20 protein-coding genes are annotated in these 21929 nt (G+C 58.4%); 13 read left to right on the plus strand and 7 right to left on the minus strand.

From position 1 onward, the window contains the following. Positions 1–7: 7 nt before the first annotated feature. Positions 8–673, minus strand: coding sequence for an isoprenoid biosynthesis glyoxalase ElbB (gene elbB / locus AB4N82_RS11000; RefSeq protein WP_122681933.1), 666 nt, complete (start codon positions 671–673; stop codon positions 8–10). A 116-nt stretch (positions 674–789) separates the two neighbouring features. Between elbB and AB4N82_RS11005 the strand changes: the two genes are divergently transcribed. Beyond that, positions 790–2025: a sterol desaturase family protein gene (locus AB4N82_RS11005; RefSeq protein WP_032884328.1), complete on the plus strand. Its 1236-nt coding sequence runs from the start codon at positions 790–792 to the stop codon at positions 2023–2025. Here the strand turns inward: AB4N82_RS11005 and AB4N82_RS11010 are convergent. Beyond that, positions 2006–2641 (minus strand): DedA family protein, encoded by a 636-nt coding sequence (locus AB4N82_RS11010; RefSeq protein ID WP_032884326.1) that lies wholly within the window; start codon positions 2639–2641, stop codon positions 2006–2008. The two genes, AB4N82_RS11005 and AB4N82_RS11010, sit on opposite strands and share 20 nt — an antisense overlap. Positions 2642–2848: 207 nt before the next feature. Here AB4N82_RS11010 and hemB point away from each other — a divergent pair, with 207 nt between their 5' ends. Together hemB and ppk1 are read left to right on the plus strand one after the other, a co-directional pair. After that, the gene (gene hemB / locus AB4N82_RS11015) at positions 2849–3862 is read left to right on the plus strand and encodes a porphobilinogen synthase (protein ID WP_460104920.1); all 1014 of its coding nucleotides are present in this window, start codon (positions 2849–2851) and stop codon (positions 3860–3862) included. A gap of 18 nt (positions 3863–3880) precedes the next feature. Then, positions 3881–6103 (plus strand): polyphosphate kinase 1, encoded by a 2223-nt coding sequence (ppk1, locus tag AB4N82_RS11020; protein WP_032884322.1) that lies wholly within the window; start codon positions 3881–3883, stop codon positions 6101–6103. A gap of 126 nt (positions 6104–6229) precedes the next feature. Here ppk1 and ppx read toward each other — a convergent pair whose 3' ends face one another. Further along, entirely contained in the window at positions 6230–7732 is a 1503-nt protein-coding gene (gene ppx / locus AB4N82_RS11025; protein ID WP_032884523.1) for an exopolyphosphatase, read from the minus strand. 504 nt (positions 7733–8236) lie between these two features. Here ppx and AB4N82_RS11030 point away from each other — a divergent pair. From AB4N82_RS11030 to AB4N82_RS11050, 5 genes are all read left to right on the plus strand, one after another. Continuing rightward, the gene (locus tag AB4N82_RS11030) at positions 8237–8881 is read left to right on the plus strand and encodes a DUF1120 domain-containing protein (RefSeq protein WP_122763959.1); all 645 of its coding nucleotides are present in this window, start codon (positions 8237–8239) and stop codon (positions 8879–8881) included. 63 nt (positions 8882–8944) lie between these two features. After that, the gene (locus AB4N82_RS11035) at positions 8945–9667 is read left to right on the plus strand and encodes a DUF1120 domain-containing protein (RefSeq protein WP_163034917.1); all 723 of its coding nucleotides are present in this window, start codon (positions 8945–8947) and stop codon (positions 9665–9667) included. A gap of 98 nt (positions 9668–9765) precedes the next feature. Then, on the plus strand, positions 9766–10482 hold the full coding sequence (locus tag AB4N82_RS11040; protein WP_081797568.1) for a fimbria/pilus chaperone family protein: 717 nt from the start codon (positions 9766–9768) through the stop codon (positions 10480–10482). A 117-nt stretch (positions 10483–10599) separates the two neighbouring features. Then, a complete protein-coding gene (locus AB4N82_RS11045) occupies positions 10600–12993 on the plus strand; it encodes a fimbria/pilus outer membrane usher protein (protein WP_122763957.1) in 2394 nt (797 codons plus the stop codon). After that, entirely contained in the window at positions 12950–13522 is a 573-nt protein-coding gene (locus tag AB4N82_RS11050) for a DUF1120 domain-containing protein (protein WP_143499371.1), read from the plus strand. The genes AB4N82_RS11045 and AB4N82_RS11050 overlap by 44 nt, the downstream gene beginning before the upstream one ends. Positions 13523–13526: 4 nt before the next feature. Here AB4N82_RS11050 and AB4N82_RS11055 read toward each other — a convergent pair whose 3' ends face one another. Genes AB4N82_RS11055 through AB4N82_RS11070 form a run of 4 tightly spaced genes read right to left on the minus strand, consistent with a single transcriptional unit; the run spans position 13527 to position 16369 of the window. Beyond that, complete coding sequence (locus tag AB4N82_RS11055) at positions 13527–14264, minus strand: amino acid ABC transporter ATP-binding protein (protein ID WP_032884313.1); 738 nt, start codon at positions 14262–14264, stop codon at positions 13527–13529. Then, on the minus strand, positions 14251–14901 hold the full coding sequence (locus tag AB4N82_RS11060) for an amino acid ABC transporter permease (RefSeq protein ID WP_095185177.1): 651 nt from the start codon (positions 14899–14901) through the stop codon (positions 14251–14253). Before AB4N82_RS11060 ends, AB4N82_RS11055 begins: the two co-directional genes overlap by 14 nt. Beyond that, a complete protein-coding gene (locus tag AB4N82_RS11065) occupies positions 14898–15566 on the minus strand; it encodes an amino acid ABC transporter permease (RefSeq protein ID WP_017736949.1) in 669 nt (222 codons plus the stop codon). The genes AB4N82_RS11060 and AB4N82_RS11065 overlap by 4 nt, the downstream gene beginning before the upstream one ends. Positions 15567–15583: 17 nt before the next feature. Beyond that, positions 15584–16369 carry a transporter substrate-binding domain-containing protein gene (locus AB4N82_RS11070; RefSeq protein ID WP_122763956.1) on the minus strand — a complete coding sequence of 262 codons (786 nt, stop codon included), beginning with the start codon at positions 16367–16369 and terminating at the stop codon, positions 15584–15586. Positions 16370–16634: 265 nt separating this feature from the next. On the opposite strand from AB4N82_RS11070, the gene AB4N82_RS11075 reads away from it, so the two are divergent. The 5 genes from AB4N82_RS11075 to AB4N82_RS11095 all read left to right on the plus strand — a co-directional run bounded on the left by AB4N82_RS11075 (position 16635) and on the right by AB4N82_RS11095 (position 21864). Further along, entirely contained in the window at positions 16635–17330 is a 696-nt protein-coding gene (locus tag AB4N82_RS11075) for a FadR/GntR family transcriptional regulator (RefSeq protein WP_032884308.1), read from the plus strand. Positions 17331–17451: 121 nt separating this feature from the next. Beyond that, entirely contained in the window at positions 17452–17781 is a 330-nt protein-coding gene (gene trxA, locus AB4N82_RS11080) for a thioredoxin TrxA (protein WP_015886460.1), read from the plus strand. A 235-nt stretch (positions 17782–18016) separates the two neighbouring features. Beyond that, positions 18017–19276, plus strand: a complete 1260-nt coding sequence (gene rho, locus AB4N82_RS11085) for a transcription termination factor Rho (protein WP_003176825.1) — start codon at positions 18017–18019, stop codon at positions 19274–19276. Between the two features lie 156 nt (positions 19277–19432). After that, positions 19433–20899: a 4-hydroxy-3-polyprenylbenzoate decarboxylase gene (gene ubiD / locus AB4N82_RS11090; protein ID WP_122763955.1), complete on the plus strand. Its 1467-nt coding sequence runs from the start codon at positions 19433–19435 to the stop codon at positions 20897–20899. Further along, entirely contained in the window at positions 20899–21864 is a 966-nt protein-coding gene (locus AB4N82_RS11095) for a CDP-6-deoxy-delta-3,4-glucoseen reductase (protein ID WP_122681938.1), read from the plus strand. Before ubiD ends, AB4N82_RS11095 begins: the two co-directional genes overlap by 1 nt. The last annotated feature ends 65 nt before the right edge of the window (positions 21865–21929 follow it).

The raw sequence follows: 21929 nt of genomic DNA on the forward strand, positions 1-21929 counted from the left end.
GAGCGGATCAGTCGTTTTCGTGGGTCAGCTCCAACACCCGATCCACCAGCTTGTTGATGCCTGAAGCCACCTCGCTGATGTTCTTGCCGAGCATATAGGCCGGCGTACTCACGAGCTTGCGCGCCGTGTCTTCGGCGATATCTTCAACCGCGCACTCCTGATGGGAGGCGCCCATTTTGTCCAGGGCTGCGACGGTGTCGGTGTCGTTGCCGATGGTGCAGGTCACGCCTGGGCCGTAGATTTTTGCGGCCAGGGCCGGTGAGATGCAGATCAGCCCGACCGGCTTTCCGGCTTCGGCAAAGGCTTCAGCCAGTGCCAATACTTGTGGATTAACGCTGCACTCTGCGCCTTTCACAGCAAAGTCCGACAGGTTCTTCGCCGCACCAAACCCGCCGGGCACGATCAACGCATCGAACTCTTCGGCATTGGCCTGTTTGATGTCCTTCACCTCGCCTCGGGCAATGCGCGCCGACTCCACCAGCACATTACGTGACTCAGGCATCTCTTCACCGGTGAGATGGTTGACTACGTGCAGCTGTGGAATGTCGGGGGCAAAGCATTGGACCTGAGCGCCGCGCTGGTCCAGGCGCAGCAGGGTGATCACGCTTTCTTGGATCTCTGCGCCGTCATACACGCCGCAGCCGGAAAGGATCACTGCAATCTTTTTGCTCATGGGCATTTCTCCTGGGGTCTTGGCGTTAAATGTCTACTAATTTGTAACCTGTTGCCAATGGGATCTCGCGTCGCTGCACCTAATCTTGATGCCACAACAATAGACCGGACTAGCTCATGGACTTCGTGCCTTACGCGGTACCGTTTTTCATCGCCTTGATCGTGGTGGAATTGCTCGCTGACCGTTGGCGCGGCCAGCGCAACTACCGGGTCGCGGACGCCATCAACAGCCTCAGCACCGGCGTGCTGTCCACCACCACGGGGTTGTTGACCAAGGGCGTCGGGCTGCTGACCTACGCATTCGCCCTCAAGCACTTGGCGCTGATCGAACTGCCTGCCCAGAGTGTCTGGACCTGGGTCTTCGCCTTTGTGCTCTACGACTTCTGCTACTACTGGCTGCACCGGATGGGGCACGAGCGCAATATCCTGTGGGCCGCGCACTCGGTGCATCATCAGAGCGAGGACTACAACCTCAGCACCGCCCTGCGCCAGACCAGCACCGGGTTTCTGCTGAGCTGGATTTTCTACCTGCCCCTGGCCGTGCTCGGCGTGCCGTTGGTGGTATTCATCAGCGTCGCCTCGCTCAACCTGCTCTATCAATTCTGGGTGCACACCCGTCATGTGCCCAAGCTCGGCTGGTTCGAGTGGTTCTTCGTCACGCCATCCAATCATCGGGCCCACCATGCACAGAACGCTCTTTACATGGATCGCAACTACGGCGGGGTGTTCATTCTTTGGGACCGGCTGTTCGGCACCTTCCAGGAAGAAGACGACAACGAACCGGTGGTTTTTGGTGTGACGACCCCCTTGGCGAGTTGGAACCCGCTGTGGGCCAACTTGCAGTTTTATGCGCAGCTTTGGAGCGATGCACGGCGTACCGAGAGTAAGTGGGACAAGCTGCGCATCTGGTTCATGCGCACCGGCTGGCGCCCTGCGGACGTGAAGGCCAAATACCCCCTGGCCAAGCCTGATTTGAGCCAGTTCCGGAAATTCGACGTGCCGCTGGACGCGCGCCAACAGGTGTACATCGCCCTGCAGTTTGCCGCGTATGTGGGGTTTGGCAGCTATTTGATGAATTTCGGCGAGGGTTTGCCCGCCACCGCGCTGATTGTGGGCTGGGGCGCGATGGCGTTTGGGTTGTTTACGTTGGGCGTGGCTCTGGAGAATCGCCCGTGGACCTTGAAGGCTGAGCTGGTACGGCTGGCATTGAATGTACCGCTGGTGTGGCTGGCACCGCAGGTGGGGCTGTGGCCGGCCAGCCACTTGGGCTGGCTTGGGCTGCTGAGTTATAGCCTGCTCAGCGTGATCGGCCTCTACTGCTGTAGAAGCCGGCTTACTCGACTGGTGTCTTAGGCGCTTCGATCGAGGCAGGCTCGGCCGCGAGCCGGGCCTTGGCATCTGCACAGGCCTGGCGGGCGATTCGAGCGTTCTTGAAGCGGCGCCGCAGCCACAGGCCAAAGCCTAGTAACAACAACGCGCCGAGCACCCACAATTCGTACTTTTTGACGCTGCCGAGCATGCCTTCCAGTACTGCGCCGAAGTGATAAGCCGCCGCACCCAAAGCCGCGGCCCAGATGGCAGCACCAATCCCGTTGAGGATCAGGTAGCGCAGTGGCGGGTAGCCCGACAGACCAATCGCGACCGGCATCACCGTGCGCAATCCGTAGACGAAGCGGAAACTCAGCACCCAGATATCCGGGTGTTTGCGGATATGTTCCAGTGCTTTGTCGCCCATCAGTTGCCAGCGCGGCTTGCGTGCCAGCAGTTTGCGGCCGTGCTTGCGCCCCATGTAATACCAAAGCTGGTCGCCGGCGTAGCTGCCAAAGAAGGCAACGACCACCACCAGGTTGATATCCATATAGCCACGGAACGCCAGGAAGCCTGCGAGCACCAGAATGGTCTCGCCTTCAAAGAACGTCCCGAGGAAGAGGGCAAAGTAGCCGAAGTCATGCAGAAATTGTTGAAGCATGGTCTGGGTGCTGGCGAAATGAACGCGCAGCCTACGCCTTCGTGAACATTCATGAAAGTATCGAGATGTGTCACGAAGTGAACAATTCCTACATAAACGACGAATGCGACTACAGGTCGCATCGATAAGCACAACTGTCATACCTTCGTCATAATGGCCGCTTATAACTGCAACGCTCGCCCGTAAACCCGGGCTCAGGAGTCTGTCGTGAGCTTTACCCCTGCCAATCGCCTGTTCCCAGCCACTCGTCTGCGTCGCAATCGCCGTGATGATTTTTCTCGCCGTCTGGTTCGTGAAAACGTACTGACGACGAATGATCTGATCCTGCCGGTGTTTGTGCTCGATGGCGAAAATCGTCGGGAAGCCGTTGCGTCGATGCCGGGGGTGGAGCGTCTGACCATTGATCTGCTGCTGGAAGAGGCGGCGGGTTGGGTCGAACTGGGGATTCCGGCGTTGGCGCTGTTCCCGGTCACGCCGGCTGAACTCAAGTCCCTCGATGCGGCCGAAGCCTGGAACCCGCAAGGGATCGCCCAGCGCGCAACACGTGCTCTGCGCGAGCGTTTCCCTGAGTTGGGGGTGATCACCGACGTGGCGTTGGACCCGTTCACGACCCACGGTCAGGATGGCATCCTTGACGAAGACGGCTATGTTCAGAACGACATCACCGTCGATGCGTTGGTCAGGCAGGCCTTGTCCCACGCCGCGGCAGGCGCCCAGGTGGTCGCACCTTCGGACATGATGGACGGCCGCATCCAGGCGATTCGCGAAGCCCTGGAGCTGGCCGGCCACGTCAATGTGCGAATCATGGCCTATTCAGCGAAGTACGCCAGCGCCTACTACGGCCCGTTCCGGGTCGCGGTGGGCTCGGCACTGAATTTGGGCAAGGCCAACAAGGCCTCTTACCAGATGGATCCTGCCAATAGCCATGAAGCCTTGCACGAAGTGGCGGCCGATCTGGCCGAAGGCGCCGACATGGTGATGGTCAAGCCGGGGATGCCGTACCTGGACATCCTTTGGCGGGTCAAAGATGAATTCAAGGTGCCGACCTTTGTCTATCAGGTCAGCGGCGAATACGCCATGCACATGGCTGCAATACAGAATGGATGGTTGAGTGAAGGGGTGATTCTGGAATCCCTGACGGCCTTTAAACGTGCCGGAGCTGATGGCATTCTGACCTACTTTGCCGCCCGCGCCGCCCAATTGCTTAGAGAGCAACAATAGCCCTCACAGGAACACTCGATGAATACCGAAGGACTCTCCGAAGTTGCAGTAAAAGACGCTCACCCGGTGGTTGAACAAGTCGCCGAGACCCCGCCGGAGCTGGAACCGGCTCCGCCTGCCGTGGTGGCCGAAGTACCAGCGCCGGCGCCAGTGCCGATGGTGACCAACCTGGATGACAGCAGCCTTTACATCCACCGCGAGCTGTCGCAACTGCAATTCAACATCCGCGTGCTGGAACAGGCGCTGGATGAGTCCTACCCGTTGCTGGAGCGGCTGAAATTCCTGCTGATTTTCTCCAGCAACCTGGACGAGTTCTTCGAGATCCGTGTTGCCGGCCTCAAAAAGCAGATCACCTTCGCCCGCGAGCAAGCCGGCGCCGACGGCCTTCAACCGCACCAGGCGTTGGCGCGCATCAGCGAGCTGGTGCACGGCCATGTGGACCGCCAATACGCGATCCTCAACGACATCCTGCTGCCGGAGCTGGAAAAACATCAGGTCCGCTTCATCCGTCGCCGTCACTGGACCACCAAGATCAAAACGTGGGTGCGTCGCTATTTCCGTGACGAGATCGCGCCAATCATCACGCCGATCGGCCTCGACCCGACGCACCCGTTCCCGTTGTTGGTGAACAAGAGCCTCAACTTCATCGTTGAGCTGGAAGGTATCGACGCCTTCGGTCGCGATTCCGGCCTGGCGATCATCCCGGCGCCGCGTTTGCTGCCACGGATCATCAAGGTGCCGGAAGAGGTGGGGGGCGCTGGCGACAACTATGTATTCCTGTCCTCGATGATCCACGCCCACGCCGATGATCTGTTCCAAGGCATGAAGGTCAAGGGCTGCTACCAGTTCCGCCTGACCCGTAACGCCGACCTGGCGCTCGACTCCGAAGACGTCGAAGACTTGGCCCGTGCCCTGCGCGGCGAGCTGTTCTCGCGGCGCTACGGCGATGCGGTGCGCCTGGAAGTGGCCGACACCTGCCCGAAACACCTGTCGGACTACCTGCTCAAGCAGTTCAACCTGGGCGAGACCGAGTTGTATCAGGTCAACGGTCCGGTGAACCTGACGCGTCTGTTCAGCATCACCGGCCTGGACAGCCACCCGGAGCTGCAATACACGCCGTTCACGCCGCAGATCCCGAAACTGCTGCAAAACAGCGAGAACATCTTCAGCGTTGTGAGCAAGCAGGACATCCTGCTGCTGCACCCGTTCGAGTCCTTCACTCCGGTGGTCGACCTGCTGCGCCAGGCCGCCAAGGATCCGCACGTGTTGGCCGTACGCCAGACCCTGTACCGCAGCGGCGCCAACTCGGAAATCGTCGATGCCCTGGTGGACGCTGCGCGTAACGGCAAGGAGGTCACTGCGGTGATCGAGTTGCGTGCGCGGTTCGACGAAGAATCCAACCTGCAACTGGCCAGCCGTCTGCAAGCGGCCGGCGCGGTGGTGATCTACGGCGTGGTTGGCTTCAAGACACACGCCAAGATGATGCTGATCCTGCGCCGCGAAGCGGGTGAGATCGTGCGCTACGCCCACTTGGGTACCGGCAACTACCACGCTGGCAACGCCAAGCTCTATACCGACTACAGCCTGCTGACTTCCGACGACGCCTTGTGTGAAGACGTCGGCAAGTTGTTCAGCCAGTTAATCGGCATGGGCAAGACCTTGCGCATGAAGAAGCTGCTGCACGCGCCGTTCACCTTGAAGAAGGGCATGCTCGACATGATTGCCCGCGAAACCCAGTTCGCCCTCGACGGCAAACCGGCGCACATCATTGCCAAGTTCAACTCGCTGACCGATCCGAAGATCATCCGCGCGCTGTACAAGGCCAGCCAGTCCGGCGTGCGTATCGACTTGGTGGTGCGTGGCATGTGCTGCCTGCGTCCGGGCATTGTTGGCGTGTCGCACAATATCCATGTGCGTTCGATCATCGGCCGCTTCCTGGAGCACACGCGGGTGTTCTACTTCCTCAACGGCGGCGAAGAGCAGATGTTCCTGTCCAGTGCCGACTGGATGGAGCGCAACCTGGATAAGCGTGTGGAGACCTGCTTCCCTGTAGAGGGCAAGAAGCTGATCATGCGGGTCAAGAAAGAGCTGGAAAGCTACCTGACCGACAACACCCACAGCTGGAGCCTGCAATCCGACGGCCGTTACGTGCGCAACACGCCGACCGGCAACCAGAACCCACGCAGTGCGCAGGCGACGTTGCTGGAGAAGTTGGGCAGTCCGATTCTGTCGGTGAACTAAGCACCGACGCGGTCTGAAAATGTGGGAGGGGCTTGCTCCCGATGAGGGAGTGTCAGTCAACAGATTCATTGACTGGTCCACCGCCATCGGGAGCAAGCCCCCTCCCACAGTTGTTTCCGGTCTTCTCTAGCGCAGGTTCAGGCTGAACCCCACTCGTGTCAGCCACTCCGCTTCCTGGGCGAAGTCCGCCTGGGTCAGTTGGTTCTCATCCAGCCAGCCTTTCGGGAACACGACATCCAGGCTCTCGCCATTGGCGCGCAGGCTCACCTGGGGCATTTCCTGGGTGCCGCGAATGTGGTGGAACAGGATCGCGAAGCGCAGCAGTACGCACAGGCGGATCAGCTTGATGCCTTCATCACCGAACTCGGCAAACTTATCCTTGGGAATATTGCGACGATGGCCGCGCACCAGCAGTGCGAGCATCTGCTGGTCTTCCCGGGAGAAACCGGCCAGGTCGGAGTGCTCGATCAGGTAGGCGCCGTGCTTGTGGTAATGGTAGTGGGCGATATCCAGGCCTACCTCATGCACCTTGGCGGCCCAGCCCAGCAGCTCTCGCCATACGCCGTCTTCCAGGTCCCAGTCCTCGGCCACTTGGTCGAACGCGTGCAAGGCTTTGCGTTCCACACGGGCGGCTTGTTCCAGGTCGACGTGATAACGCTCCATCAGCGAGCTGAGCGTGCGCTCACGTACGTCCTCGTGGTGATGGCGGCCCAGCAGGTCGTAGAGCACACCTTCGCGCAGGGCGCCGTCACAGTGGTCCATGCGTTGCAGTTCGAGGGCGTCGAAGATGGCTTCGAGAATCGCCAGGCCGGCCGGGAAAATGGTGCGACGGTCGGGCTTGATGCCGTCGAAGTCGATTTTCTCGGCGTCCCCCAGTTTGAATAGCTTGCGCTTGAGCCACGCCAGGCCTTCGGCGTTGACCTCACCCGTGCCATGGCCGCCGGCCTTGAGTGCCAGGCCGATAGCACGGATGGTGCCAGACGAGCCGATGGCCTCATCCCAGGTCAGGCGGTGCAGGGCGTGTTCGATACTCATGATTTCCAACCGCGCTGCGGTGTAGGCCTGGGCGTAGCGCGCCGGAGTGATCTTGCCGTCCTTAAAGTAACGTTGGGTATAGCTGACGCAACCCATCTGCAGGCTTTCGCGCAGCAGCGGTTCGAAACGCTGGCCGATGATGAACTCGGTACTGCCGCCGCCGATGTCCGCCACCAGACGCTTGCCGGGGGTGTCGGCCAAGGTGTGGGACACGCCTAGATAGATCAGGCGCGCCTCTTCACGGCCGGAGATGACTTCTACCGGGTGGCCGAGGATTTCCTCGGCGCGGCGGATGAATTCGCCGCGATTGCGCGCTTCGCGCAGGGCATTAGTGCCGACAATCCGCACCGCGCCCAGGGGCATACCGTTAATCAGCTGCGCAAAACGCTTGAGGCAATCGAGCCCGCGCTGCATGGATTCTTCATTGAGCTGGCGGGCGTCGTCGATCCCGGCAGCCAGTTGCACTTTCTCGCCGAGCCGTTCAAGGATGCGGATTTCGCCGTTCTGGGCCTTGGCCACGACCATGTGAAAGCTATTGGAACCCAGGTCTATGGCGGCGATCAGGGACAGATTCTTGGCTTGGGATTGCGGCATGGTTTGGGGGTCTCGGTCGATAACCTGACCATCGTGCCACGATCGACCGCTGGCGCCAACGCGTAGCGCCATAGGAATTCCAATCAGGGCTTCAGCGGAAATTGCCGATGCGGGTTGTAGGAGATTTTCATGACGATTGCATTACAAAGTTAACAGATGCCGTAGTCCTTGATTTCCGGGGCTTTATTTATGGGATTGGTAACTAATTCCTACATGCTTCTGTATTAGTCCTCCAAGTTGTTGTTTTGATTCGCACAACGAATATTCCAGTGTGGAATGGCTGCCGCTGAGTACTCTTACAATCATTGATATTTTTTCCGGTTTAATTGAAGGGGTGGAGTGTTAATACTTCGGTCCGGCGATTTTGCCTAGGTGTTATTTATTTATAGTTGAGCGTTCGGTGTGGGCGGCTTTTAAATGTGGGCTTGTAAGATTGGCTTTTAGATGGTTTGAGTTTTTAGTTGTACGCAGATAAATGATCTTTGATAGTAAGGTGGACTGTATATGAAAAATAAAAGTGCTTTGTTTGGGGGCGTGTTCCTTGCAGTTGCTTGCCTGAGCGTTCAAGCTGCGGACTTACGTGTCAAAGGCTCCATTGCACCTTCCAGTTGCAGTTTTACTCTCACAAATTCGACCATTGATTATGGCAAAATCAATCCGAGCTCTTTAAGCGCCACCCAATATAATCCGTTACCAAACAAAAGCACTCCGTTCGTCATAAAGTGTGCTGCACAAGCTCGGGTCGCTATAAGTGCAACGGATAATCGTACGGCAAGTAAAGTGGGTGGCATAACACTTCAATATGGCTCGCAGTACAATGATAACTATAACTACGGGCTTGGTAATACCGGTAATGGTGAACATATTGGCGGTTATATTTTATACATGAGAAGTTCGGTGGCTGATGGCAAGGCTGTCAATATTATGCAGTCATTCGACAATGGTGGCGTTTGGCGCGGTATCGCCGGTGCCATGGCGCAAACTCCTGTCTTGACCAGCTGGTGGTCGGGTGACCTTACACCGCTGAAGTTTTCCACGCTGTCCGGTACGCTAAACGTTCGGGCCATTCTTAATAAGACATCCGCTCTCAGCCTCAGTAATGAAATCAAGCTGGACGGTCATGCCACGCTGGAACTGAAGTACATCTGAACATAACTACCCTAATGGTCAACTGGGGCTGATTGCTTTTCGGCGGGGCGACGGCGCTCTGCAGTGAATTTTTTCAGTGCCAGGCCTATGGGCGAGTTTTATCTGTGGCTATCCATTTTTTTGTTAAGGGTGATAAGTTTGAAAAATAAAATTATTGTAATGATGGGTGTATGTTTGGCTGCGACGGGGCTCAATGCCCAAGCAGCTGATGTCCGTGTTAAAGGAACCATCGCGCCCGCAAGCTGCAGCTTTACGATAGTCAACTCGGTATTTGATTACGGTATGATTCGACCGAGTTCGCTAAGTGCCACCCATTACACAAAGTTGGATAAAAAAAGTACGCCCTTTACCGTCAAATGCGATGCACCTACTTTGGTAAGCATCAAGACACAGGACAATCGTGCAAGCAGTAAAGTGCCTGGTATGATGCGAAGTGCATTTAATCAGACCTATGTTGACACCTTTAACTATGGGCTAGGCACGTCATCCAAAGGTGAGAAAGTTGGCGGTTACGTTATGTTCATGGCCAATACCGTTGCTGACGGTAAAACGGTCAGGGTTAATGGTTCGAACAATAACGGCGTTACTTGGTCCGTCGGCGACGGGGCCCTGGCACAGCCTCCGCATTTGACAAGCTGGGCGTCTGGGAGCACTACGCCGATTAAGCTTTCAGTGGTTTCCGGAAACTTGCAAGTGCAAGGGGTTATCAACAAGACCTCTGCTTTCTCCGTCGGTGAGGGTATCAATCTGGATGGCCATGCCACCTTAGAGTTACGTTACTTGTAAGCAATGTTGAGTCGGTCAGCACGCGTTGAGACTTTAGGTGTTTGAAGTTTTAACGTGTTCTGACTGTTTTGCTGTGTTCGAAGTAAAGGAAACGTCGGATGTGTATCGTCTCCAAGTCGAAGTTCTTTTTAGCGTTTAGCGTGTGCGTTAACTTTCTTTTATGCGGTGTGGCGTACGCCGATGGCATGGAGCCTGAAACCACTGTCATTGTGCTAAATGAGTCCGATGGCGAGGCCAGTATTAACGTCAAAAATACTGACGTCGGGCCTGCGCTACTCCATTCGGCTATTGAAGATGTTCCGGAAGACCTGGAACCCTTGGTGGTTGTCACTCCCCCGGTTGCAAGGGTGGATGGTGGCCAACTGCAAATGGTGAGGTTCATGTTGATTGGCAAGGAACCGCTCAAGACTCAGCGTTTGAAGCGTGTCACCTTCGAGGGTATCCCACAAACCCAGCCAGGCTCGGGTGCGACGATCGGTATCAGCCTGCGACAAAACCTGCCGCTGATTCTCCATCCCAAGGGACTGCCACAGCACAATGCGCCTTGGGAGTTACTGACCTGGCGCCTGCAGGGCAAAACGTTGAGCGTGCATAACGACAGTCCCTATGTCGTTCGTTTGGCCGCCGAGGTGCAACTGAACCCGCAAAAAGCCAAAGCCTATCTTTCACGCACCTATATCTTGCCGGGTGAGGTGCTGAGCGCTGAATTTTCAAGCGCTCACCCTGATGCCACGTCAGTCACCATCATGCCTGCCACTGTTTATGGATTTACCGTAGACAACTACGATGCCTTGCTCCTAGCCAACATGCCTTGACCTCGTATGGGAAAAATAAACGAGGTTACCGGCGCTGTTGGTAAAAAACGGTGTGGGGGTAAAAAGGCCGCAGCGCCTTTTAAGTTCAACCGAGTCAGTCTCTCAGCCTGCGTAGCGATGTTTTCTGGCGCCGCAGGACACGTTTACGCCGGGCCCGGGGCGCACCCGCTGGAATTCGATCTGACTATCTTGCAGCATCGCGGACTCGATCCTTCGGTTGCCCACTATTTTCGAGACGCGCCACGATTCACTGAAGGTGTTCGGGTTGTTGATCTGACGGTCAATGGTGATCGCGTTGGATTGACCGATGCTCGGTTCAACCATGAAGGGGCGTTGTGCTTTACCCGTGGCTTGCTGGACCGAGCAGGGCTGCGTGTACCTGCTTCAGTGATAGATAAACAGGTTTCTGCTGACCAGGCCTGTCATGACTTCCTTACCGAGTTTCCCAGCACGGAATTGAACCTGCGTCCGGGCAACGAGGAGGTAGCGATCGTCGTTCCCACCCAGGCGATCCGTGAGCCGCAACGAGCCACTGGCCATTTCGCTCGAGGTGGAGCGGCGGGCTTGCTCAACTATGACGTGCAAGGCATCAACAGTCATTCGCGCGATGCCAGGGGCCGTTTTCTATCGGCGTCCACGGAGGTGGGGTTTAACGTAGGCGATTGGATTGCGCGCAGCCGTCAGCTCTATATCTCTACCGATGGTCGGTCTGGGGCCGAGCACCTGTACGCCTATGCGCAACGGGATATTGCGCGGTTGGCGTCGACCCTCCAGGTGGGGCAGATATCCGGTAACAGCCCGGTGTTCGGCGGGGTGCAACTGACCGGTTTCCAACTGTCTCCAGACGGTGTCGACGGCGGTGCCGGCGGTAATGGAGTAGTGGTCGAAGGCCAGGCCCTTAGTCAGTCTCGGATAGAGGTACGCCAGTCGGGCGCACTGATCTACACAACAGTCGTGCCGGAAGGGCCGTTTGCATTGAGCAACCTGCCGTTGCTCAACGGCACGAGTGACCTTGATGTACGGGTCATTGAGACCCGTGGCGGACAGCGTAGCTTTGTGGTGCCGGCCGCTTCGTTTCGCGATGCGATGCCGGTGAAGTCCGGGTATACCGCGGCCGTCGGCAAGATACGGGATGTGGAACGTAGCGGTGCCGATGAGCCTATGCTGGCCGTGGCAAGCGGGACCTGGGCGCTCACCCCCGCCACGGCCCTCAGTTCGGGTGTGCAGGTTACCGATCATTACAATTCGGTGGGGCTTGCGCTGGACAGCAGTTTCGCGCAGCGATTCTCTGTTGGCCTGCGTAACAACCTCTCACGGGACAACAAGAACAACGTACGGGGTGTGCGTAATAGCGTTTCGTTGGGCAGCGTGCTGCCGGGTGACGTGCAGATGACCCTGAGCGCTACGACCCAGACACCTGGCTATCGTGATGTGCTCGATAGTGTGCGCGCTGACAGTGGTGAGTTGGCGAACTCGCGGTTCAAAAACCAATACACGGCAGGTCTCAGCTGGGCGGACCCGCAATTGGGTGTGTTCACGATTGGGTACACCCGTGCTGCAAACTTCAACAGTAGCGCCTCTCAGTATGTGCATGGCGCCTGGAACAAGCAGTTCAGGTACGCCAATGTCGGGTTGAGCGTGGACTCGCAAGTTGGCACTTCTGGCACTAACAAGAACAACAACGATGGGCTAGGCGTGCGTTTGCAAGTCAGTGTTCCCTTGGGGGGTGATCGTTCGCTCACTTCTACCGCCAGGCACCAGGGGCATCGATCGAGTATTGGCGCAGCCTTCAACGAACGCGTCGACGACACACTCAATTATGAACTGCGCGCTGACAGCGACCTTGGTACGGCCGCCCGGCATGCGCAGGGCGGTTTGCTGAACATGACGTCCCGTTATGCTCAGTTGGGCCTGGGCATCAACCGGGACTCGACCAACACCAGCTATAGCGGTCAGTTGCAAGGCGCGGTCGTGGCTCATGAGCGGGGGCTGACGCTGTCTCCGTACAGGGTCGAGGATACGTTTGGGGTTGCATCGGTCGGCGATGTGTCGGGCGCGCGTATCACTACACCCCAGGGGCCTGTATGGACCGATCGGTGGGGAATGGCGGTGATACCGGGATTGCCCGCTTATCAGAGCAGCCTTGTCGAGGTGGAAGGCAAATCCCTGCCACGGCAGGTAGATATCAAGAACGGCACCCAATCCCTGGAAGTTGGACGAGGCTCATTCAGCAAGGTCGACTTTGAAGTGGTTAAGGTCAGGAGGGTGCTGTTGCGTGCCGTCGATCAGAGTGGCCAAGCGTTACCCAAAGGTGCTTCGGTGCTTACGGCAGACAATTCATTCCTGACCTCCGTCGTCGGAGACGGCCTGATTTTCCTGAATAACATCGACGCGCCACAAACCTTGACCGTGTCATCGCCGAACGCGACCTCCTGCAAACTGCAACTCGAACTGTCGGAACAAATCGATGAAGGCCAACTTTATGAAAACACAGCGGCGGTCTGCAGCTAAAAGTGCTCTGACGTCAGGGATGCTCGCGGCGGTGGTGAGCCTATTGACGGTTTTTGAGGCGTCGGCTTCTGAGTGCCACCTGTCAGTGAGCCAACCGCAAATTGATTACGGGCTTCTGCGCCCCGTTTCAAAGCCTGATGCTCGCGGGGTTTTCCTGGGTAAACGCATGGTGCGTGTGAGTGTGGTGTGCGCCGACGCTAGGGTTATAGCCCTGCGTTTTATGGGCGTGCCGGCCGATGGTCAAGGTTTCAGGTTTGGCGGGGAGGGGCGGTTTGACCTGACGCTGCAGCAGCCAGTGCTCGATGGCCAGGCGATAGAGTTGGCGCCGATGCACAACAGGGCGGAGCGCGGTGGTCACCTGAGGCCGGACCAAGCGCTGGTGCTGTTGAAGGCAGGGCAGCCTGTCAGCGGGCGGGTGTTTTCAGCGCAGGTGCAGATTGACACCTATCTCTCGAATGCCGCCGCCTCAGTACGCGATAAAACGTTATTGGAGGGCGGCGGGCGCTTCGAGTTGGTACCTGGCGGCTAATCGATCAGGCGTGGGCTTCTGTTGTACCGATGAAGTTTGCCAACTCAGCGGTCTGGGGATTGGCAAACAGCAGTTTTGGATCGCCGACTTCATGCACCTTGCCCTGGTGCATAAATACCAGCTTGTCACCGACTTCCCGGGCGAAGCGCATTTCGTGCGTCACCATGATCAAGGTCATACCGTCCTTGGCCAGCTGGCGCACCACGCTGAGCACTTCGTTGACCAACTCCGGGTCCAGGGCTGAGGTGATTTCATCGCACAGCAGCACTTTGGGTGACATAGCCAGGGCCCGGGCAATGGCGACGCGCTGTTGCTGGCCGCCGGACAAGCGATCTGGGAAAGCGTCGAATTTCTCTCCCAGCCCAACGCGTTCCAGCATCTGCTTGGCCAACTGTGCCGCTTTGGCCTTGGGTACTTTCTGCACCACTTGTGGCGCGAGCATGACGTTTTCACCCACCGTCAGGTGCGGGAACAGGTTGAACTGTTGGAACACCATGCCGACTTTCTGCCGCAGGCTGCGCAAGTCCGCGCGGGCGGCATCAAGGTATTCGCCGTCGACCTCGATCACTCCATCGTTAATCGACTCCAGGCCATTGAGGGTGCGTAGCAGGGTGGATTTACCCGAGCCGCTGCGCCCGATGATCGCCACCACTTGGCCTTCTTCAACCGTCAGGTCGATGCCCTTGAGGACGTGGTGATCGCCGTAATACTTATGCAGGGCGGAAATTCTAAGCAGAGGCATGCAGTCTCCTTTCCAGGTAGCGAGCACTGAGGGACAAGGGGTAGCAAAGCAGGAAGTAACCGAGGGCCACCAGGCCGTAGACCATGAAGGGCTCGAAGGTCGCGTTGGCGAGCATGCCGCCGGTCTTGGTCAATTCGGTGAAGCCGATGATGGAGGTCACGGCGGTGCCTTTGACCACCTGCACCGAGAACCCCACCGTTGGCGCCACGGCGATCCGCAGGGCCTGGGGCAGGATCACGTAGCGCAGTTGTTCAAGCGGATTCAGCGCCAGGCTGGCCGAGGCTTCCCACTGCCCGTGGGCGATGGAGTCGACACAACCGCGCCAGATCTCAGCGAGGTAGGCGCTGGTAAACAATGTCAGGGCAATCGCCGCTGCCAGCCACGGTGAAATATCCACCCCCAGCAGGGCGATGCCGAAGAACACCAGGAACAGCTGCATCAACAACGGCGTGCCCTGGAACAGCTCGATGTAGGTGCGCGCAAGATTGCGCGCGAACGCCTTGCTGCTGATGCGCATGGTCATCACCAGCAAGCCGATCAGGCCGCCGCCGATGAACGCCACCAGCGACAGCAACAGCGTCCACTGAAGGCCCGTAAGCAGATTGCGTACGATGTCCCAGAAGGAAAAATCACTCATCGGCTATTCCTCATCACAAAGCGGCGGCCGATCCAGTTGAGCAACTGGCGAATCATTAACGCCATGCACAGGTACACCAGGGTGGTCAGGGCATAGGTTTCAAACGCGCGAAAATTACGCGACTGAATAAAGTTGGCGGCGAAGCTCAGCTCTTCGGTGGCGATCTGTGAACACACCGCCGAACCGAGCATCACGATGATGATCTGGCTGCTCAGTGCCGGCCACACTTTGCCCAGCGCCGGCAGCAACACCACATGGCGGAACGCTTCGAAACGCGTCATCGCCAGCGCGGCGGCGGCTTCCAGTTGCCCGCGCGGGATGGCCTGGATGCCGGCGCGAATGATCTCCGTGGAGTAGGCCCCCAGGTTGATCACCATCGCCAATACGGCGGCTTGCCACTCGGTAATCTTTAGCCCCAGGGACGGCAGGCCAAAGAAGATGAAGAACAGTTGCACCAGGAACGGCGTGTTGCGGATCAACTCGACATAGACGCCGAAGAACCAGGCAAACGGCTGGATCTTCCACGCCCGCACCACCGCGCCGACGGTGCCCAGGGCCACCCCCAGGATCGCGCCGATGGCCGTCAGCTCAAGGGTGAACAACGCGCCGCGCAACAGCAGATCGGTATTGGCCAGCACCGGCACAAAGTCAAATTGATACGCCATGAGTCAGCTCCGTCGTATCAAAGATCGGCGGGCAGCGGCTCTTTCAGCCATTGCATCGCGTTCTTTTCCAGGCTGCCATCGGCCTTGGCCGCGATCAGGATCTGGTTGACCTTCTCCAGCAGCGCCGGCTCGTTTTTGTTCACGCCGACGTACACCGGCGAATCTTTGAGTTTCACTTTCAGCGCTGGCACGCGTTTCGGGTTGCGCTCGCTGATCGCCACCATCACCACGTTACCGCTGGCGATCAGGTCGACCTGGCCGGCCAGGTAGGCGGCGATGGTGGAGTTATTGTCTTCGAAGCGCTTGATGGTCGCTTCCTTGGGCGATACTGCGGTCAGCTCGATGTCTTCGATGGCGCCACGGGTCACGCTGATGGTTTTGCCCTTAAGGTCGTCGGTGCTGCTGATGGCGGCATCAGGTGGGCCGAATACGGCCAGGTAGAACGGCGCGTAAGCCTTGGAGAAGTCGATGACTTTTTCCCGCTCCGGGTTTTTGCCCAGGCTGGAGATCACCAGATCAACCTTGCCGGTGGTGAGGAACGGGATGCGGTTGGTGCTGTTGACCGGGGTCAGCTCCAGCTTGACCTTGAGTTGGTCGGCCAGCAGCTTGGCAGTATCGATGTCCAGGCCGCGCGGCTTCATGTCGGGGCCGACCGAGCCAAACGGCGGGAAGTCCTGGGGCACGGCTACCTTAAGGGTGCCACGGGCGACGATATCGTCCAGCCCATTGGCCTGGGCGGGTGCCTGGCTCAGCATCAGGCTGGCAAACAGGGCAGTGAGCAGGGCGCTGTAGCGCTTAGTCATGGCAACTCTCCGAAAAGGGCGAAAGGATTTTCTGGATTTGGCTTGCTTGCGTGATTGCACAGCCCATGCCAGTAGGCTCGAAATCGTCTGTAAGGCTGGGATTTGTTGAGCTTCATTGGTCTTACTGGTCTGAACAGTGGCATAGCCTTTCGCACCCTTTTCGAGCGCCGGCAAAAACCTGCGAGCCCCTTTGGGGCGTGGCTTGCCGCCGGCCGCGAATAGCTTTACAACTAGCCGCTCCGCTGACTGAAACCTTGAGTTTTTTATGAATTCCATCGCCCAAGCCGTACCGGAAGCGGCCCTGCAGGCCATTCGCAAACTGATCAAGGAGCAGGGCTTCGGGCCAGGCGACGCGTTGCCGTCACAACGCGACCTGGCGGTGCAGTTGGGCGTGAGCCGAGCGTCGTTGCGTGAGGCGTTATCGTCCCTGAGTGCGTTGGGCGTGGTCAGCGTGCTGCCGGGCAAAGGCGTATTCGTGCAGGCGGCGGAGGACGCGCCGGGCTTTGCCTGGCCTTTCGCGGCCCAGGCCACGCCGTTGGATATCTTCCAATTGCGCTATGCGCTGGAAGGGTTTGCGGCGGGGCTGGCAGCGGTCACGCTGACCATTGATGAGCTGGACAGTCTTGAGGACAACGTTGAGGCGATGCGCAAGGTGCTCAAGGCCGGCGACTTCGACGCCGCGGCGCGGCTGGACTTCGAGTTTCACCAGCGCATCCTGTTGGCCAGCGGCAACCAAGCGATGGTGAGTATTCTCAGTGCCAGCGCCGAGGTGTTCCTGGAAAGTCAGAAATTACCGTTCATCCGGCCAGAGCGGGCCATGGAAACCTGGCAGGAACATCGCAAAATTTTGCGTGCCTTGGCCCGGCGTGCGAGTGCGACAGCGCAGAAAACCATGCAGGAACACGTACGTAATGCAGCGTTACGCACGGGCATTACCTTTGTGAGTCCCGTCGCGTCTTGAATTGGGCTATACCCAAACTCATGCATCACCATAGCAAGACTCAATCAGAGGCGGCTTCCTGAACGGGGGAAGGGCGGCTATGATGGGCAACGTTTTTTTTGCTTACAATCCGGAGACATCCATGAGCAACGATCTTATCAAGCACGTCACCGACGCGACCTTTGAGGCCGAAGTACTCAAGGCTGCTGGCCCGGTGCTGGTTGACTACTGGGCTGAATGGTGCGGCCCTTGCAAAATGATCGCTCCGGTCCTGGACGACATTGCAACTACTTACGAAGGCAAGCTGACCATTGCCAAGCTGAACATCGACGACAATCAGGAAACCCCGGCCAAGCACGGTGTGCGCGGTATTCCTACGCTGATGCTGTTCAAGAACGGCAACGTTGAAGCCACCAAAGTAGGTGCGCTGTCGAAGTCCCAGCTGCAAGCTTTCCTCGACGCCAACATCTAAGCGTCGTCAAAAAGGCCCCGCAAATTGCGGGGCTTTTTCGTTAAACAGGGCTAGACGCTCCGAAATTCAGGTGGTACATTCGGCCCCGCACTGGTTTCTCCACTGCCCCCTGCAAGCCGTCGCCGACGCATTCCTTTTCGATTAGTACGCGATCCTGTCGCCTTCTCTGCGGCGCGGCCTCATTAAGCCAAAAGCTTAATTTCCCCCCCTCCATAAATGATTACGTCATTCCTATATGAATCTGACTGAACTCAAGCAAAAGCCGATTACCGACCTGCTCCAATTGGCCGAAGAAATGGGCATAGAAAATATGGCCCGTTCGCGCAAGCAGGACGTGATTTTCTCCCTGCTCAAGAAGCACGCGAAAAGCGGCGAGGAAATCTCCGGTGATGGCGTGCTGGAGATTCTCCAGGACGGCTTCGGCTTCCTCCGCTCTGCAGACGCTTCCTATCTCGCCGGCCCAGACGATATCTACGTCTCGCCGAGCCAGATCCGTCGCTTCAACTTGCGCACCGGTGACACCATCGTTGGCAAGATCCGTCCACCGAAGGAAGGCGAGCGTTACTTCGCCCTGCTCAAGGTCGACACGATCAACTTCGATCGTCCAGAGAACGCGAAAAACAAGATTCTCTTCGAGAACTTGACCCCGCTGTTCCCGACTGTGCGCATGAAGATGGAAGCCGGTAACGGTTCCACCGAAGACTTGACCGGTCGTGTGATCGACCTGTGCGCTCCGATCGGCAAAGGCCAGCGTGGCCTGATCGTCGCACCGCCGAAAGCCGGTAAGACCATCATGCTGCAGAACATTGCAGCGAACATCGCGCGTAACAACCCTGAAGTTCACCTGATCGTATTGCTGATCGATGAACGTCCGGAAGAAGTGACCGAAATGCAGCGCACCGTGCGCGGCGAAGTGGTTGCCTCGACGTTCGATGAGCCGCCAACCCGCCACGTGCAGGTTGCTGAAATGGTGATCGAGAAGGCCAAGCGCCTGGTCGAACACAAGAAGGACGTGGTGATCCTGCTCGACTCCATCACCCGTCTGGCCCGTGCTTACAACACCGTGATCCCGAGCTCCGGCAAGGTATTGACCGGTGGTGTCGATGCCCACGCCCTGGAGAAGCCGAAGCGTTTCTTCGGCGCCGCGCGGAACATCGAAGAAGGCGGCTCGCTGACCATTATCGCCACCGCGCTGGTTGAAACCGGCTCGAAGATGGACGAAGTGATCTACGAAGAGTTCAAGGGTACCGGCAACATGGAGCTGCCTTTGGACCGTCGCATCGCGGAAAAACGCGTGTTCCCGGCGATCAACATCAACCGTTCCGGCACCCGTCGCGAAGAGTTGCTGACTGCCGACGACGAACTGCAGCGTATGTGGATCCTTCGCAAGCTGCTGCACCCGATGGATGAAGTTGCAGCCATCGAGTTCCTTATCGACAAGCTGAAAACCACCAAGACCAACGACGAGTTCTTCCTGTCGATGAAGCGTAAGTAATACGACGTTTCAGGTCCGAAAGAATGGCGCCCCCAGGGGCGCCATTTTTTTTTGCGCGTTTTTTAAGCGCATTCGGCAGTCAAATGCACCGCGATAAGCTGCCAGCCAGCCTCAGAGCAGGTAGGATGTACGCCTATTTTACGGGTGGCATGGTTAATGAAATTCAAGGATCTTCGGGATTTCGTGCAGCAACTTGAGCAGCGCGGAGAGTTGAAACGTATCCAAGTGTCGGTTTCCCCAGTGCTGGAAATGACTGAGATTTGCGACCGTACCCTGCGTAGCAAGGGCCCGGCGCTGCTGTTCGAAAACCCGACCGGCTTTGATATTCCGGTGCTCGGCAACCTGTTCGGCACGCCCGATCGCGTGGCGTTCGGCATGGGCGCCGAGTCGGTCAGCGAACTGCGCGAGATCGGCAAACTACTGGCCTTCCTCAAGGAGCCCGAGCCCCCCAAGGGTCTGAAGGACGCCTGGTCGAAGCTGCCGATCTTCCGCAAAATCATTGCCATGGCCCCCAAAGTGGTCAAGGACGCGGTGTGCCAGGAAGTGGTCATCGAAGGCGATGACGTCGACCTGGCCATGCTCCCGGTGCAAACCTGCTGGCCCGGCGACGTCGGCCCGCTGATCACCTGGGGCCTGACCGTCACCAAAGGCCCGAACAAAGACCGTCAGAACCTCGGTATCTACCGTCAGCAAGTGATCGGCCGCAATAAGGTGATCATGCGTTGGCTGAGTCACCGTGGCGGCGCGCTGGACTTCCGTGAGTGGTGCGAAAAACACCCTGGCCAGCCGTTCCCGGTTTCCGTGGCCTTGGGTGCAGACCCCGCCACCATCCTGGGCGCTGTGACCCCTGTGCCGGACAGCCTGTCCGAATACGCCTTCGCGGGCCTGTTGCGTGGCAACCGTACCGAGCTGGTCAAATGCCGTGGCAACGACCTGCAAGTGCCGGCCACTGCTGAAATCATCCTCGAAGGCGTGATCCACCCTGGCGAGATGGCCGACGAAGGTCCTTACGGCGACCACACCGGCTATTACAACGAAGTCGACAGCTTCCCGGTATTCACCGTCGAACGCATCACCCACCGGATCAAGCCGATCTACCACAGCACCTACACCGGCCGTCCGCCGGATGAGCCGGCCATTCTCGGCGTGGCGCTCAACGAAGTGTTCGTGCCTATCCTGCAAAAGCAATTCCCGGAAATCACCGACTTCTACCTGCCGCCGGAAGGCTGTTCGTACCGCATGGCCATCGTGACCATGAAGAAGTCGTACCCTGGCCATGCCAAGCGCGTCATGTTGGGAGTGTGGTCGTTTTTGCGACAGTTCATGTACACCAAGTTCGTTATTGTCACCGACGACGACATCAACGCCCGCGACTGGAACGACGTGATCTGGGCCATCACCACGCGCATGGACCCCAAGCGCGACACGGTGATGATCGACAATACGCCGATCGACTACCTCGACTTCGCGTCGCCGGTATCGGGCCTGGGCTCTAAGATGGGCCTGGATGCTACCCACAAATGGCCGGGTGAAACTACCCGCGAGTGGGGTCGGGTGATCGTCAAGGATGAAGCCGTGACCGCGCGCGTCGATGCGATGTGGAAAGAATTGGGAATAGATTGATGCGTGTAACCCTGCAACCTTCCGGCGCCGTGCTGGAGCTGGTCCCCGGCGAGCGAATCCTCGAAGGGGCGCGCCGCCTGGGCTACGAATGCCCGCAGGCCTGTCGCAATGGCGTCTGCCACGTGTGTGCCGCGCTGCTGGTGGAAGGCCGGGTGCAGCAAGCAGGTGAGGTGCGCGACCACGGTGAGTTCTACACCTGCATCGCCGAACCGTTGGAAGATTGCATTGTGTTGTGGGATGGCGTGTTGGCGCCGGGAGAGTTGCCGTTGCGCAAGTTGTCGTGCCAAGTGAGTGAATGCGTAGAGGTCGGTGGTGATGTGTGGCGCGTGCGCCTGCTGGCCCCGGCCGGCAAGGCGGTGCGCTACCACGCCGGGCAATACCTGATGATCGAACGGGAAAATGGCGAAAAATCCGCATTCTCCCTAGCGTCGGCGCCTCACTCCGGGCGCGAGCTGGAACTGCATGTGCTGGCCCGCGAGGACAGCGCGCGCGCCCTGCTGGAACAGCTGCAACGCAATCAGATGGCCCGTGTGGAGTTGCCGTTTGGCGATACCCATCTGGCTGAACTGCCGGACGGTCCGCTGGTGTTGATCGCCGCCGGCACCGGTATGGCACAGATGCATAGCCTGATCGAACATTGCCGCGCCTCCGGCTTCAAGCACCCGGTGCACCTGTACTGGGGCGTGCGACGCCCGGAAGACTTCTACCAGATCGAACACTGGGACCAATGGCTGCAACTGCCAAACCTGTTCCTGCACAAAGTCGTCAGTGATCTGTGCGGTTGGGAAGGACGCTGCGGTTTGCTCCATGAGGCGGTGTGCGAGGACATCGCCGACCTCAAGGCCGTGCACGTCTACGCCAGCGGCTCACCGGCGATGATCTACGGCACGCTGGATGCGCTGGTCGACGCCGGCATGGATGCGCATCAGATGCGCGCCGACGTATTCGCCTACGCGCCGCGCTGATCCATTCCAAGAGCCGCCGGCTTTTTGTGGTGAGCGGGCAAGCCTGCTCATCACAAAAGCCCCGC

The sequence above is a fragment of the Pseudomonas sp. H1_D04 genome, assembly GCF_054683855.1.

What these genes read in the sequence shown, in the direction of transcription:
- AB4N82_RS11005 (WP_032884328.1), top strand. Translation starts at nt 790, where the DNA reads ATGGACTTCGTGCCTTACGCGGTACCGTTTTTCATCGCCTTGATCGTG.
- elbB (WP_122681933.1), bottom strand. Translation starts at nt 673, where the DNA reads ATGAGCAAAAAGATTGCAGTGATCCTTTCCGGCTGCGGCGTGTATGAC.
- ppk1 (WP_032884322.1), top strand. Translation starts at nt 3,881, where the DNA reads ATGAATACCGAAGGACTCTCCGAAGTTGCAGTAAAAGACGCTCACCCG.
- AB4N82_RS11055 (WP_032884313.1), bottom strand. Translation starts at nt 14,264, where the DNA reads ATGCCTCTGCTTAGAATTTCCGCCCTGCATAAGTATTACGGCGATCAC.
- rho (WP_003176825.1), top strand. Translation starts at nt 18,017, where the DNA reads ATGAATCTGACTGAACTCAAGCAAAAGCCGATTACCGACCTGCTCCAA.
- AB4N82_RS11030 (WP_122763959.1), top strand. Translation starts at nt 8,237, where the DNA reads ATGAAAAATAAAAGTGCTTTGTTTGGGGGCGTGTTCCTTGCAGTTGCT.
- AB4N82_RS11050 (WP_143499371.1), top strand. Translation starts at nt 12,950, where the DNA reads ATGAAGGCCAACTTTATGAAAACACAGCGGCGGTCTGCAGCTAAAAGT.
- AB4N82_RS11045 (WP_122763957.1), top strand. Translation starts at nt 10,600, where the DNA reads ATGTTTTCTGGCGCCGCAGGACACGTTTACGCCGGGCCCGGGGCGCAC.
- trxA (WP_015886460.1), top strand. Translation starts at nt 17,452, where the DNA reads ATGAGCAACGATCTTATCAAGCACGTCACCGACGCGACCTTTGAGGCC.
- ppx (WP_032884523.1), bottom strand. Translation starts at nt 7,732, where the DNA reads ATGCCGCAATCCCAAGCCAAGAATCTGTCCCTGATCGCCGCCATAGAC.
- AB4N82_RS11010 (WP_032884326.1), bottom strand. Translation starts at nt 2,641, where the DNA reads ATGCTTCAACAATTTCTGCATGACTTCGGCTACTTTGCCCTCTTCCTC.
- AB4N82_RS11095 (WP_122681938.1), top strand. Translation starts at nt 20,899, where the DNA reads ATGCGTGTAACCCTGCAACCTTCCGGCGCCGTGCTGGAGCTGGTCCCC.
- AB4N82_RS11075 (WP_032884308.1), top strand. Translation starts at nt 16,635, where the DNA reads ATGAATTCCATCGCCCAAGCCGTACCGGAAGCGGCCCTGCAGGCCATT.
- AB4N82_RS11040 (WP_081797568.1), top strand. Translation starts at nt 9,766, where the DNA reads ATGTGTATCGTCTCCAAGTCGAAGTTCTTTTTAGCGTTTAGCGTGTGC.
- AB4N82_RS11070 (WP_122763956.1), bottom strand. Translation starts at nt 16,369, where the DNA reads ATGACTAAGCGCTACAGCGCCCTGCTCACTGCCCTGTTTGCCAGCCTG.
- ubiD (WP_122763955.1), top strand. Translation starts at nt 19,433, where the DNA reads ATGAAATTCAAGGATCTTCGGGATTTCGTGCAGCAACTTGAGCAGCGC.
- AB4N82_RS11060 (WP_095185177.1), bottom strand. Translation starts at nt 14,901, where the DNA reads ATGAGTGATTTTTCCTTCTGGGACATCGTACGCAATCTGCTTACGGGC.
- AB4N82_RS11065 (WP_017736949.1), bottom strand. Translation starts at nt 15,566, where the DNA reads ATGGCGTATCAATTTGACTTTGTGCCGGTGCTGGCCAATACCGATCTG.